This is a genomic window from Paludibaculum fermentans, assembly GCF_015277775.1.
GTDB lineage: Bacteria > Acidobacteriota > Terriglobia > Bryobacterales > Bryobacteraceae > Paludibaculum > Paludibaculum fermentans.
On sequence record NZ_CP063849.1, the window covers coordinates 1,418,555 to 1,432,327 of the forward strand.

Consider the following 13,773-nt stretch of genomic DNA (forward strand, 5'->3'; position numbering starts at 1 on the left):
ATGTACTGCACGCAATGCGGAACCCAAATGAACGACGACGCTCGTTTTTGCGGTCAATGCGGGAAGTCCGCGGGCGGTCCCGCGGAGAGTGCAGCCAAGCCTTCGTTCCAGGCCCAGAAGCCGCTGTCGCGTGACATGGCGAACAGGAAAATCGCCGGTGTCTGCGCCGGACTCGCCAGGCACCTGGGCTGGGATGTGACGCTGGTGCGGGTGGTGCTGCTGGCCTGCGTAGTGTTGCACGGCTTTGGGGTGCTGGCCTACATCATCGGCTGGATCTGCATGCCGCGCGACGACGAGCGGTCGTACCAGGCTGCGGCCTGATTACGGCTGGGCGGGCGTAACGGCTTCGGTGAGGACGTCGACGAGCGCCGCGCCGAAGTCGAGGCGATCCTGGACGGTGGGCGGGCGGTGCAGGCGCGGGTGGTTTTCGACCATCTGCTCCATGAGGAACGCGGGCACCTTGCGGGCGGCAAACAGTTCCTGATGAACGGTTTTGCGGCCCTTCATGCCGGGCGTGGTGGATTCGCCTGCGTCGCGCGGTCCGTTGGGCGCATAGAATACGGTTTTTTCATTCAAGAGGCGCTGGAACCGCTGCGCCAGCGTGTTCAATTCCGGGCCCCCGGTGGAGAGCATTGTGTCGATATAGTCGACCGATTCCGTATTGTGCATGGCCAGGAAGAGATCGATGCGATGACCGGAATCGACCCAGGCCAGGATCGCTTTACGCATGGCGGCGATCTCGGGCATGGTGGCCGGATCGATCGCGTCCCAGTTCCTATTAATGTCGTAGCCGTTCACGTTGAAGCGGACGCCGCCCTCGGCCATGCCGTCGGGGTCAGGGCAGGGCAGCACCTTGAAAACAAACCGTTTGCGTAGTCCGGCCGACTCAGGCGCCAGCAGCTTTCGCAGGCCGCCCTCCAGTGCCCAGGAAGTGCCGGTCTCCCAGGCGTGCTGGCGCACCATCCACCAGATGACCTTCTTGCCGGATTCCGGCGCTTCGAAATCGGTGATCGTCAGCAGGGGCAGGGAACGGCCATGGACGCTCGCGCCAATACTTTCCTGTTTTAAATAGGACTTAGCCGCGAATTCCTTCAGTAATGCTTGAAGATTGGAATTCGTATAGGGCGGTGTGTGGGCGATGCGGATCAGCGGTTTCGCCGGAACGAACCGGACGGTGAGTTCCTTGGCGTCTTCGTTCCAGGAGACCTGATCGTCGGTGAAGTGGGTCCAGGTCCGGCCGCCGTCGTAGCTGTAGACAGGTCGGGTGCCCTTGGTGACGGCGTGGCTGCCGGGCTTGAAGTTGTACTCGCCGACGAGATCGGTGAGGTCAAAGCGGAACGCGCCCTTCGGCAGGTTGCGGAGTTCGAAGTAGTACCAGTTGGCCTGGCGGTTGCGGCCGTTCTGATCGGCCTGGCCTTTCACGGCGAGGCGCAGGTGATCTGGAGCCGCGGTCTCGACTTTGCCAAGGTTGCCGCCTTCAAAGGCGGTGGAAACCGTGACGGCGGCCAACAGCAGGGCCAACATGGCTGGCGCCTAGTTGGTTTCCCAGGGGCGCTTCGGCACGCCGTGGTCGCGATCCTGTACCCGATCGTAGAGGTGCTTCTCGTTGGTGGTGCCCAGTCCGTGGTTGTAGAGGCTGGTCAGGCCGGCGGCTTCGCGGAAATCCTCTTCAAAAGCGTGGAGGGCCACCAGGTGCTCGGCGAGAGCGGGCATCTTTTTGCCGCTGGGGGTCATGAAGATCTTCTGGAAGCCAAGGTCGGTCAACAAGGCGAGTTCGGGCCCGACGACGAGGCCGACTTCGCACAGGGCGAGGTTCTGATCGTCCTGGTCCACATCGGCGCGTGCCTGGACCAGGGCGCCGAGTTTTCCCTTGACGACGCGGGTCTGGCTGCCGGATGCTTCCACCGTGTAGCCGGCGCTCCGCAGCTTGTCCAACTGGGTTGAAAAGGTGGTCTCTTTTGCTTTCTCGCGCTTGAAGAACATGAGCCTCTCTCGATCGGACTCCCTCCATTATGCCCGATCCTACTCATTCGATGAATCTTTTCTGTTCTGATCGGCTCTAAGCTTCTGTCCCATCTGGCGGTAGTCCCACCAAATGGAGCTACTGGGGTCAACGTTCGGTCTTTCTGGGATGTCTCCAACCATGAAAAAAACTCTCTTCCTTGGTTTCGCACTCGCGCTTTCGATGGCCGCGCAGTCCGTCGAAACGATTCCATATCGTGTCAACCTCTCCTCCTTGAACGAAGTACCGGCGATTGCAGGAGATCCTTCCACCGCTGTCGCGACGCTGCTGGTCCACGTCACCCGTGACGCATCGGGCCAGATCGTCAGCGGAGCCGTGGACTTCAAGTCCGTCTACAAGCTGGCGGTGACCTCCAACATCACTGCCATGCATATCCATCGCGGAGCCGCCACCGCGAATGGCCCCGTCGTCATCGACTCCACGCTCTCCACTCCGGTGGCCGACGCCACCAGCGGCACCCTCGCCCTGCAGGGTCCGGTGCTGCCGACGAACACCAATGCCCTGACCGCCCTGCGTGACCTGGTGGCCGATCCTTCCGGCTTCTACCTGAACATGCACACGGCCCGCAACCCCGGGGGCGAGATGCGCGGTCAGTTGCTGAAAGCCGACCGGCTGGTCCTGATGACCTTCATGAGTCCCGACAACGAGGTGCCGGCCATCACCGGCAGCACCGGCAAAGCCGTGTGCGCGATCAACGTGATTGCCGCCCGCAACGCAAATGGAGTTCCGATCTCGGCGGAAGTCACCTTCGATGCGAACTACTCCGGCTTCCCGGATGGAACGAACTTCACCGGGTTCCACATCCACAACGGCCCTGCCGGGGTGAATGCCGGGGTCGTGATCAATACCGGCCTCAGCGGCCAGGTGGCGGCGAACGCGGCTGGCGGAAATCTCAGATATGAAGTGCAGATTGATCCCGCGAACCCGAATCAGTCAGCGGCGGTGTATGGTCTCTTCGTAGCGCCTTCGCAGTATTACGTGAACGTCCACACTACGGTGTCTCCGGGTGGTGCGGCTCGCGGCCAGTTGCGGAACACCGACAGGATGAACTTCCAGACGACACTGCTGCCCAGCAATGAAATCCCGGCGGTGAATCTTGACGCCTCGGCTAACGCCGCGTTCACAATGCACACGCTGCGGAACAACGAGGGCTGGATTGTCGCCGGCTACACGATCTTCGACGTCAATTACAGATTCCCGGGCAGTGTGCAGGTCACCGGAACGCATATTCACGATGGCGCGGCCAGCGTGAACGGTCCGGTGGTGATCAACTCCGGCCTGTCGGCTGCTAACCAGCCGGTGAATCCCACTGGGTTTGGGAACGTCTTCCGGGCCCTGGTGCAGTCGAGCGACCTGGCCATCCGGTCGATGAACCAGGTGTCGATCGATCCGAACAGCACCTACTACAACCTGCACACGTCCGACTTCCCGGGCGGTGTCTTCCGCAGCCAGACGGCTCCGGCGCTGAATACGCCGCAGATCTCGGCGGTGATTGCGGGCGTCAGCGATCCGACGATGAACAAGGTTGCGCCGCTGGGCTGGTTGACGATCTTCGGCAGCAACCTGCTGAGCGCTCCGGGCAGCGAGGCTGCCTTTGAGTCGAAGGCTCCGCTGCAGTTGAACGGTACGGCGGTCCTCATCGGCAACAAGCCGGCGGCAATCATCTCATTGGCCAGGGACAATGGGTTGGTTCCGACCGACTACATCGTGGCGCAGGTTCCAGCCGATGTCACGCTGGGTACGCAGCCAGTGACGGTAGTGACGGCGGGCGGCTCGAGCGCCAGCACCAATGTCACCGTGAACTCGGTGGCTCCGGCGCTGTTCTTCGACACGCTTGGCGGTATCGCCTTCCACAACAGCGACTTGACGCTGGTGCGGCCGGATAGCCCGGCTGTGCCTGGCGAGCAGATCGGGATCGTCGGCACCAACCTGGGCCTGACCGTTCCGCCGATGCAGACAGGGCAGTATGCGACGGCTGATGCCTTTGCGTTTGTCCTGCCCAGCCCGACCGTGAAGTTCGGTACGACGAACGCCACGGTGGTGGGGGCGGCCATGCTGCCCGGGCAGGCTGGCGTCTATGCCGTGGTGGTGGTGGTGCCCAGCGTGAGCGGCAACAACACGGTGACCATCACCCAAACCGCGGGTGGCGTGACGGCGAACTCCAACGCCGTGACCATCCCGGTGAAGTAACCCTAGCCAGCAAAGAAAGATAGGCGCCCGCCTGGGGATTTCGGTCCTCCGGCGGGCGTTTTGTCGCTGGGGCCGGGGAACTAGTAGGGACATATTATTGACCATTGTTTCAACGTTGTGTCTCAATACTGGAGATGAACTTCAGGGGTGTGTCTCTCTGTGGAGGCTGCGTTGCGCTCGCGGTATTGGCGTTCGTTCTCCCGGCAGAGCCGCCTGGAAGTGCCTCCGAGCAGTTGTTGAGGCTGCGCACGCTGGGCAAGGCGTATTACGAGAACCCGACCACGCAAGTCCAGGCGGTGGAACAGTTTAGACAGGCCCACAAGCTCAATCCCGGATCGTCGATGGACCGCCTGAACTATGCTCTTGCGCTGCTGCGCGCCGGCAACGGCAAGGAGGGCATGGCGGAGCTGGAGGCGGTGCAGAAGCAGGATCCGAAGATCCCCCACACCTGGTTCAACCTGGGTATCGAGTTCAAGAAGATGGGGGAATCGGAGAAAGCCATCGCGCAGTTGGAGCAGATGGCCCAGCTGGTGCCGGGCGAGGCAATCACCGAGTACAACCTGGGCGTCCTCTATAAAGCCGTCGGCCGGGTGGAGGAAGCAAACCGGAAGTTTGAGCTGAGCGCCCAATTGGATCCGAACTTCGCCGCTCCGCACTTCCAGTTGTTCAACTACTACCGGCAGCAGAGTGAGCCCGAGAAGGCCAAGGCCGAGTTGGGCCGCTTCCAGGCGCTGAAGAAGACGCACGACGATGCCGGGACAGGCAATGAGGATGTCGAGTGGAGCCTGTACTCCGAGATCCTGGATCCTGTCGATGGCGCGCTGGCGGCCGATGCGGCGCAACCTGGTCCGCTGAAATTCGCGGCTACGGCCTTGCCGGGCAAGTTCACCGCGGCGGGAGCTTCGCTGCAGGTGATCGACTCGGATGGTACGGGCTCGACCGATCTGCTGGTGGTGTCGAACGGTGGTTTGGCTTTGTTTCGCAAGGGACTGACACCGGTTCCGCAGCCGGCCTTGAGCGCGTTGAAGGACGTTCTGGCCGCAGTGCCCGGCGACTATAACAATGACGGGTTTGTCGATCTGTGCGTCCTGACGAAGTCCGGCGCCGTGCTGCTGGAGAACTCGAAGGCCGGGTTCAAGAAGGGCGTGGAGCTGCCGGCGGGCCGGTTTGAGTCGGCGCTGTGGATCGACTACGACCGCGACTACGACCTGGACTTGGTGCTGCTGGGCGCGCAGACGAAACTCCTGCGGAATCAGATGCCTGGCGGGTTTGAAGACCACACGGCGGATCTGCCGTTCGTGGCTGGCACGGCGGTGGCTGGAGTGGAGATCCGGGTGATCCCGGATACCAAGTCGCACGACATGATCGTCTCCTACGCCGGGCGGAATGCCGTCCTGTATAAGGACCGGCTGGCCGGCAAGTACGAGGCTCGCGAGTTGGCGGCTGTGCCACAGGGCGCCAGTGGGCTGACGGTGGCGGATTTGAACAACGATTCGCAGCTCGATCTCGTCTGGAATGGCGGCGCGGCCTTGAATCAGAACGGGAGTTTCCAGACTCTGGCGTGGCCGGCCAAGGGCAGCTTCGCCCTGGGCGACTTCGAGAATCGCGGGCTGCTGGATGCGCTCACCGGCGGGCAGGTGTACCGGAACCGGGGCAAGACGACATTTGCAGGTCAGGCAGGGACGGGCATTCCCGCCGAAGTGACCGCGCTTGCGACGGCCGATTTCGACGGCGACGGCCGGGTGGATGCCGCGGCGATGCTGCCGGACGGCACGGTGCAGCGGCTGATGAACCAGACCACGCTGAAGACCGGCTGGACGCGGGTGGCGCTGAACGGCGTCAAGAACCTGAAACTGGCGGCGGGCACCGAGGTGGAGGTGAAGTCCGGGTCGCTCTACCAGAAGCAGATGTACCGCGGGTATCCGCTGACGGTGGGTTTGCGCGGCAACAAGGAGATCGACACGATCCGCATCACCTGGCCCAACGGGTTGATTCAGAACGAGATGAAGCAGAAGGTCGCGACTCCGTTGAAGTTCGAGGAGGCGCAGCGGTTGTCGGGGTCGTGTCCGACGATCTGGACCTGGAATGGACGCGAGTTTGAGTTCATCACGGATACGCTGGGCGTGGCTCCGCTGGGGGCGTCGTCGGGCGACGGGCAGTACTTCCCGGTGGATCACGACGAGTTCATCTCCATTCGCGGGGATCAACTCAAGGCGGTCGATGGACAGTATGAGGTCCGGATCACGGAAGAGCTGAGCGAAGTCACCTATCTGGACCAGGTGAAGCTGATCGCGGTGGACCATCCGGCGCAGCAGGAGGTCTTCACCAATGACAAGTGGAAGTCGCCGCCGTTCCCCGAGTTCCGGCTGTTTGGCGTGACGAAGCGGGTGTATCCCCGCAAGGCGACCGAAGACGGCGGCCGGGACGTGACGGCGGCGATGTTGAAGCGGGATGCGCGGTATCCGGACGGGTTCCGGCGGGATCTGCAGAACGTGGCGTCGATGCACTCGCTGGACCTGGATTTCGGCCAGGCGGCCAAAGACAACCGGGCGGTGCTGATTCTGCACGGCTGGGTGGACTGGGCGGACGGGTCGACGTTCCTGGGCGAGTCGCAGCGGACGAAGACCGGGCTGGCGACTCCGAAGCTGCAAGTGAAAGACAAGACGGGTGAATGGATTACGGTGATCGAAGACATGGGCATGCCGGCCGGCAAGCCGAAGACGATCGCCGTAGACCTGACGGGCAAGTTCCTGAGCGCTTCGCGTGAAGTGCGGATTGTGACGAATCTCTGCCTGTATTGGGACGAGATCTTCCTGAGCGAGACGAATGACGCTCCGCAGGTCAAGATGACCGAGATGGCGGCGGGGCAGACGGAGTTGCGGTTCCGCGGCTTCTCGAAGAACATCGTGCATCCGGAGAGGAAGCAGCCAGAGCAGTTTTTCTATGACAACCCGGCGGTGACCTCGATGTGGAATCCGACTCCAGGCCAGTACACACGCTATGGCGCGGTGACCCCGCTGCTGGGCGAAGTGGACGACAAGCTGGTGGTAATGGGGTCGGGCGATGAGGTGCAGTTGAAGTTCGACGGCGGCGCTTTACCGAAGCTGCCGGCAGGTTGGCAGCGTGACTGGTTGTTGAAGGTGGATGGCTGGGCGAAGGACCGCGACGCCAATACGGCCTATTCGCAGACGGTGGAACCACTGCCGTTTCATGGCATGAGTGCCTATCCCTATCCGGCGGGTCAGCATTATCCCGACTCGGCCGAGTATCGCGAGTACCAGAAGCAGTACAACACGAGACCCGCACTGCGCCTGATGCGCGCACTGCACGAATCCGGCACACGTTCCAAACAGGTGAACTGACATGAATCTGACGAAAACCGCCCGGTGGGCCGGGCTGGCGTTCCTCGTCCTGCTCGTCAACAGCTTCTACTTGCTGGCCTTTGCGACGCCCGGCATCTTCTACATGACCAACGTGTTAGTCCACATCGGGCTGGGCACGGTGTGGGCGGCGGCGCTGCTGTATCTGGCTTTTACCTCGCCTCAGTACAGGCGCATGGGTTTGTACGTGGTGGCGGCCATCGCCACGGGTGGGGTGCTGTGCGTTGTGGGGGCGGCCCGCGAGTTCAACTGGCTGCTGTGGACCCACATCGGCACCGGGCTGCTGGGCGCGCTGGCGATCGTGGTGGAATCGAAACGGCGCTCGGCGCAACTGGTATTTGCCTGCAGCGCGGTGTTCTGCGTTTCAGCGCTGGGCTACCAGAAGGTCTTTCCGGAACACCAGCTCAAGGTGACGAACACGGGCTATGTGCCGGCGTCGATGGAACAGGAGGGCGGCGGGCCGAAGACGCCGTTCTGGCCGTCGTCCTCGAAGACGAACGTGGGCGGGGTGATTCCGTCGAACTTCTTCATGGATTCAAAGTTCTGCGGCGAGTGCCACAAGGACATCTACCAGCAGTGGCAGTCGTCGATGCACCACTTCTCGTCGTTCAACAACAAGTACTACTCGAAGGCGATCGAGTATATGCAGGACATCTCGGGGACGCGCGGGTCGAAGTGGTGCGCCGGGTGCCACGACCACGCGGTGTTCTTCAACGGCCGGTTTGAGAAGCCCATCAAGGAGCAACTGGAGACGCCGGAGGCCCAAAACGGACTGGGCTGTGTGTCGTGCCATTCGATCACGCATGTCGACTCCACAATGGGCAATGGCGGGTTCACGATCGAATATCCGAAGCTGCACGAGCTGGCTTCGTCGAAGAATCCCATTATTCACTGGGTGGACCGGTTCCTGACCAAGGTGGAGCCGGAGCCGCACCGCCGCACCTTCCTGAAGCCCTTCATGAAGGACAGCGCGGAGTTTTGTTCGACGTGCCACAAAGTGCATCTCGACGAGCCGGTGAACAATTACCGCTGGATGCGCGGATTCAACGACTACGACAACTGGCAGGCGTCGGGAGTGAGCGGGCAGGGTGCGCGATCGTTCTACTATCCCGACAAGTCGAAGACGTGTTCGGGCTGCCACATGGATCTGGTGCCGTCGAAGGATCCGGGCAACCGGGACGGCATGGTGCACAACCACCGGTTCGCGGCGGCGAATACGGCTGTGCCGTTTGTGAATGGCGACAAGACTCAACTGGCGGCGGTGCAGGGGTTCCTGCAGTCGGGCTTTATCTCGGTGGACATCTTCGCGGCGGCGCCGGCGGGCGAGGCTCCGCAGACGCAGATGCAGCGGCGGGCCGATGCGGGTCCGCAGGCGATGACGACGTTCGCGGTGGGGGAAGAGGCGGAGCAGTCGTCCTCGGCGTACATGATCCGCGAGGTGTCGGAACTGGCGGCGCCGTTGGACAAGACTTCGACGAAGTTCCAGCCGGGTTCGACCATCCGCATGGATGTGGTGGTGAGGACAAAGAAGATCGGGCATTTCTTCCCGGGCGGCACGGTGGATGCGTTCGATATCTGGGTGGAGCTGGAAGGGCACGATGCGACGGGCAAGCAGGTGTTCCTGTCGGGCAACCTGCAGAACCCGAAGCAGGGCAACCTGGCTCCGGTTGAGCCGGGGGCGCACTTCTATAAGTCGTACATGCTGGACGGCGATTCGAACCCGATCAACAAGCGGAATGCATGGCAGGCGCGGTCGTTGCTGTATGTGCGGCTGATTCCGCCGGGCGCAGCGGATGTGGCGCACTACCGGGTGAAGATTCCCAAGGATGCGAAGGGGCCGATCACGTTCACGGCCAAGCTGAACTACCGCAAGTTCACCCACTATTACAACCAGTTCAGCTACGGCATGAAGGTGAAGCCGGGGCAGGATCCGAAGCTGGTGAGCATTCACTACGACAGCCGGCAGACGGAGCAGGATCCGGCGGTGCAGACACCGGACATTCCCATCACGGTGCTGTCGAAGGCCGAAGTGAAGCTGCAACTGGCCCAGCCGGGTGAGGCGACGGTATGGAAGCAGGTGGCACAGAAAGCGGACCGCGAGCGCTGGAACGACTGGGGCATCGGATCGCTGCTGCAGGGCGATTTGAAGGCGGCGGAGTATGGGTTCACGCGGGTGACCGAGGCGCAGCCTGAATATGCGGACGGCTGGTTGAACGTGGCGCGGGCGCTGATCCAGGAAGGCGAGATTGAGCGCGCGAAGGAGTTCCTGGACAAGGCGATGAAGGCCGATTCGTCGCTGGGCCGCATCTGGTTCTTCCAGGCGATGGCGTTGAAGGCGGAAGGCGACTACGACGAAGCATTGAAGTCGCTGGAAGTGGCGGCGCAGAAGTATCCGCGGGACCGGGTGGTGCAGAACCAGATCGGGCGGGTGCTGTTCCTGAAACGTGACTACCAGGGCGCTGTCGCGGCGCTGAAGAAGGCGCTGGATGTGGATCCCGAGGATCTGCAGGCGCATTACACGCTGATGCTGGCGTGGCGCGGGTTGGGCGATACGGAGCAGGCGGCCAGGGAAGAGAAGCTGTTCCGGCGCTTCAAAGCGGACGAGTCGTCGCAGGCGCTGACGGCCAAGATGCGGCAGCTTTCTCCGGAAGACAACAACGAGCGGCAGACGATCCACGAGCACGAGTCGTCCATCCTGACAGGCAAGAAAGCGGGTTCGATCCAATGAGGTCACTGATTCTGCTCGCTGTGGCCGGTTCGCTGGCCGCCCAGACGCCAAAATTCACGGATGTGAGCAAGGCGGCCGGCATCACGTTTACACACAATGCCGGCAAGGCCGGAAAGAAGTGGCTGCCTGAGACGATGGGGTCGGGCTGCGCGTTTGTCGACCTGGACGGCGACGGGTATCCCGATATTGTGCTGCTGAACAGCAAGGACTGGACGCCGAAGGGCAGGAAGACGACCTCGGCGCTCTACCGCAACAACAGGAACGGCACGTTCACGAATGTGACGGCGGGCAGCGGCCTGGATGTCGAGCTGTACGCCATGGGCGTCGCGGCCGGCGATTTCGACAACGACGGGCGGGAAGACCTCTACATCACGGCGCTGGAAGGCGACCGACTGCTGCACAACGAGGGCGGGTTCAAGTTCAAGGACGTGACGAAGGCGGCCGGGATCGATAATGCCGCGTTCGGGACGTCGGCGGCGTTTGTCGATTACGACAAGGACGGCCTGCTCGACATCTTTGTGGCGAACTACGTGCAGTGGTCGAAGGAGAAAGACCTGTGGTGCTCGCTGGACGGGGTGAGCAAGTCGTACTGCACTCCGGAGTCATACAAGGGCGTGTCGTCGAAGCTGTACAGGAACCTGGGCGGCGGGAAGTTTGAAGACGCGACAAAGAAGGCGAAGGTGTATGACGCGACCTCGAAGTCGCTGGGCGTGACGGTGTTGGACTACAACGGTGACGGCTGGCCCGATCTGTTCGTGGCGAACGATACGCAGCCGAACAAGCTGTACCGGAACTTGAAGAACGGGACATTCGCGGAGGAGGGCGTATCAGCGGGTGTGGCGTTTGGCGAAGACGGCGTGGCGCGCGGCGCGATGGGCGTGGATTCGGGTGACTTCGACCGTTCCGGCCGGCCGCACCTGCTGGTGGGCAACTTCACGAACCAGATGCTGGGGCTGTACCGGAATGAGGGCAAGGGGCTGTTCGTGGACGAGGCGCCGCGATCGACCGTGGGCCGGGCGTCGCTGCTGAGCCTGGCGTTCGGCGTGTTCTACTTCGATTACGACCTGGACGGCTGGCTGGACATCTTCTCGGGCAACGGTCACATCGAGGAAGAGATCGGGCGGGTGCAGCCGAAGGTGAAGTTCGCCGAACCTCCGCTGGTGTTCCACAATCTGGGCAAGGGCAAGTTTGAGGACGTGAGCGCGAAGCTGGGCGCGGAGCTGACGCGTCCGGTGGTGGCGCGCGGCGCGGCCTATGCCGATTTCGATCGGGACGGCGACCTGGATCTGCTGATCGCGACGAACAACGGTCCGGCGTATCTGTACCGCAACGACGCGAATACGGCGAAGAACCACTGGATCAATATCCGGCTGAAGGGCGGAAAGTCGAACCGCAGCGGGATTGGCGCGGTGGTGCGCGTGGAATCGGCGTCGGGCAAGCAATGGCAGACGGTGCACAGCGGGTCGAGCTACTGCTCGCAGTCGGATCTGGCCCTGACGTTTGGGTTGGGCAAGGATCCATCCATCACCTCGATTGAAATAGAATGGCCTAGCGGTGCGAAACAACGGCTCACGAACGTGAAGCCGGACCAACACTTGGTGATGGAAGAGGCAAAATAGAACGTATGACTCCGAAACTCGAACTGGCTGCGATTACCGATGAATTCTCGCCTGATCTGGGCGAGGCGCTGGAGGCGATGGCGCCCATCGGCATGACGGCCTGTGAACTGCGCGTCGTGTGGGGGAAGAACATCATGAACCTCACCGACGATGAAGTGAAGAAGGCGATGGAGCTGCTGAACGCGAAGGGCATCCGGGTGCTGGGTCTGTCGTCGCCGATTCTGAAGTGCACACTGCCGGACGGCGGCGAAGTGGACAGCCGGTTCCAGCAGGACATTTTCGGGTCGACGCATACGATCGACGACCAGCCGCGGCTGGTGGACCGGGCCTTGCAGTTGTGCGAGATGACGGGCGCCAAGGTGGTGCGGGTGTTCTCATTCTGGCGGACGGTGGATCCGGAGAAGTGCTTTGAGCCGGCGTGCGCGGCGTTGTCGAAGATGGCCGATCAGTTCAAGGCGCACGACATCATCTGCGGGATCGAGAACGAACATGCGTGCAACATCGGCACGGCGGCGGAGGCTGCCCGATTTCTGAACGCGGTTCCGCATTCGCACCTGAAGCTGGTGTGGGATCCGGCGAACGCGCTGGTGTCGGGCGAAGAGCCGTATCCGTATGGGTACAATCTGCTGCCCAAGGGCCGCATTGTGCACGTCCATGCGAAGGATTGCCACATGGAAGGGCACAAGCCGGTGTGGGGTCCTGTCGGGTCGCGGCACGTCGATTGGAAGGGCCAGATTGCGGCGCTGCTGAGTGACGGATATACGGGCGCAGTGAGCCTGGAGACGCATTGGCCTGGTCCGAATGGAAACAAGAAGGAAGGCAGCATCATCTGCGGGTGGAATCTGCGGGGGTTGCTCGCGGCGTAGTTCCGGGCTCGCCGGCCGCTCGCCTGTCCAGGTTGGATGACGGCTGCAACTCTCTGGCAGTTCGAAGTATATTTCACATTTCCGATACCCGGCCGCTTGTTTGCGCGTCAATACAAGCAGCCGGGTTTTGCTATTCTGGAGCGCACAAGAGGGGGAATCTGATTGCGCCTGCGCAGGCTGTTGACTGTCGTCGGATTAGGCCTGCTGCTGGTGTGTTCGCTCATGGGGCAGCGCTGGATTCGCGATATCTTTCCTGAATCCGACTACATTCCGACACCCCCTGATGCGAATGAGAAGACGGAGTTCTACTTCGCGCGTCTACGCTACCGGAATGTGCAGGCATCGGGCATGTGGGCCATGCGCGGGCAATGGACTGTCGACTACCCGAAGGCGGACCGCCAGTTCATGCAGGGCGTGCGGCGCCTGTCGAGGATTCATGCCAACAGCATGGAGCGCATTGTCGACTTGGTCAGCGACGACATCTATAACTACCCGTTCGTATACGTTGTGGAAGCAGGGCACTGGGATCTGCCCGATTCGCAGGCGAAGAAACTGCGCGAGTTCATCGACCGGGGCGGATTCCTGATGACCGACGACTTCCATGGGACGTATGAATGGGATGTGTTCACCACCAGCCTGAACAAGGGCTTCGGCGACCGGCCCATCGTCGATATCGAAAACAGCGACCCCATCTTTCACGTGTTGTACGATCTGCAGGACCGAATCCAGGTGCCCGGCATCGTCAATTACCCCTTCACCAAGACCTACGAGTATGACGGCTATGAGCCGAAGTGGCGCGCTGTGCGCGACGACAAGGGGCGCATCGTGATCGCGATCTGCCACAACATGGATCAGGGCGACGCCTGGGAATGGGCGGACAGCCCGCACTACCCTGAAAAATACACCTCGCAGGCATACCGCACCGGGCTGAACTACATCATCTATTCAATGACCCACTAGAAAGCAC

9 protein-coding genes are annotated in these 13,773 nt (G+C 62.0%); 7 read left to right on the forward strand and 2 right to left on the reverse strand.

Annotated elements, in window-relative coordinates; translation table 11 throughout:
- On the forward strand, nt 1-321 hold the full coding sequence (locus IRI77_RS05645) for a PspC domain-containing protein (protein WP_228486612.1): 321 nt from the start codon (nt 1-3) through the stop codon (nt 319-321).
- On the opposite strand, the gene IRI77_RS05650 is transcribed toward IRI77_RS05645, so the two are convergent.
- Both IRI77_RS05650 and IRI77_RS05655 read right to left on the reverse strand, forming a co-directional pair.
- A complete protein-coding gene (locus IRI77_RS05650; RefSeq protein WP_194451100.1) occupies nt 322-1,524 on the reverse strand; it encodes a M14-type cytosolic carboxypeptidase in 1,203 nt (400 codons plus the stop codon). It lies immediately after the preceding gene.
- Between the two features lie 9 nt (nt 1,525-1,533).
- Entirely contained in the window at nt 1,534-1,983 is a 450-nt protein-coding gene (locus IRI77_RS05655) for a hypothetical protein (protein WP_194451101.1), read from the reverse strand.
- 160 nt (nt 1,984-2,143) lie between these two features.
- On the opposite strand from IRI77_RS05655, the gene IRI77_RS05660 reads away from it, so the two are divergent.
- The 6 genes from IRI77_RS05660 (at nt 2,144) to IRI77_RS05685 (ending at nt 13,766) form a co-directional block, all read left to right on the forward strand.
- On the forward strand, nt 2,144-4,213 hold the full coding sequence (locus tag IRI77_RS05660) for a CHRD domain-containing protein (RefSeq protein ID WP_194451102.1): 2,070 nt from the start codon (nt 2,144-2,146) through the stop codon (nt 4,211-4,213).
- 233 nt (nt 4,214-4,446) lie between these two features.
- Nucleotides 4,447-7,575, forward strand: coding sequence for a CRTAC1 family protein (locus tag IRI77_RS05665; protein ID WP_194451103.1), 3,129 nt, complete (start codon nt 4,447-4,449; stop codon nt 7,573-7,575).
- A 1-nt stretch (nt 7,576) separates the two neighbouring features.
- Nucleotides 7,577-10,321: a tetratricopeptide repeat protein gene (locus IRI77_RS05670; protein WP_194451104.1), complete on the forward strand. Its 2,745-nt coding sequence runs from the start codon at nt 7,577-7,579 to the stop codon at nt 10,319-10,321.
- A complete protein-coding gene (locus IRI77_RS05675) occupies nt 10,318-11,940 on the forward strand; it encodes a CRTAC1 family protein (protein ID WP_194451105.1) in 1,623 nt (540 codons plus the stop codon). Before IRI77_RS05670 ends, IRI77_RS05675 begins: the two co-directional genes overlap by 4 nt.
- Nucleotides 11,941-11,945: 5 nt before the next feature.
- Nucleotides 11,946-12,806, forward strand: a complete 861-nt coding sequence (locus IRI77_RS05680) for a sugar phosphate isomerase/epimerase family protein (RefSeq protein ID WP_194451106.1) — start codon at nt 11,946-11,948, stop codon at nt 12,804-12,806.
- A gap of 162 nt (nt 12,807-12,968) precedes the next feature.
- Complete coding sequence (locus IRI77_RS05685) at nt 12,969-13,766, forward strand: DUF4159 domain-containing protein (protein WP_228486613.1); 798 nt, start codon at nt 12,969-12,971, stop codon at nt 13,764-13,766.
- Nucleotides 13,767-13,773: the final 7 nt, after the last annotated feature.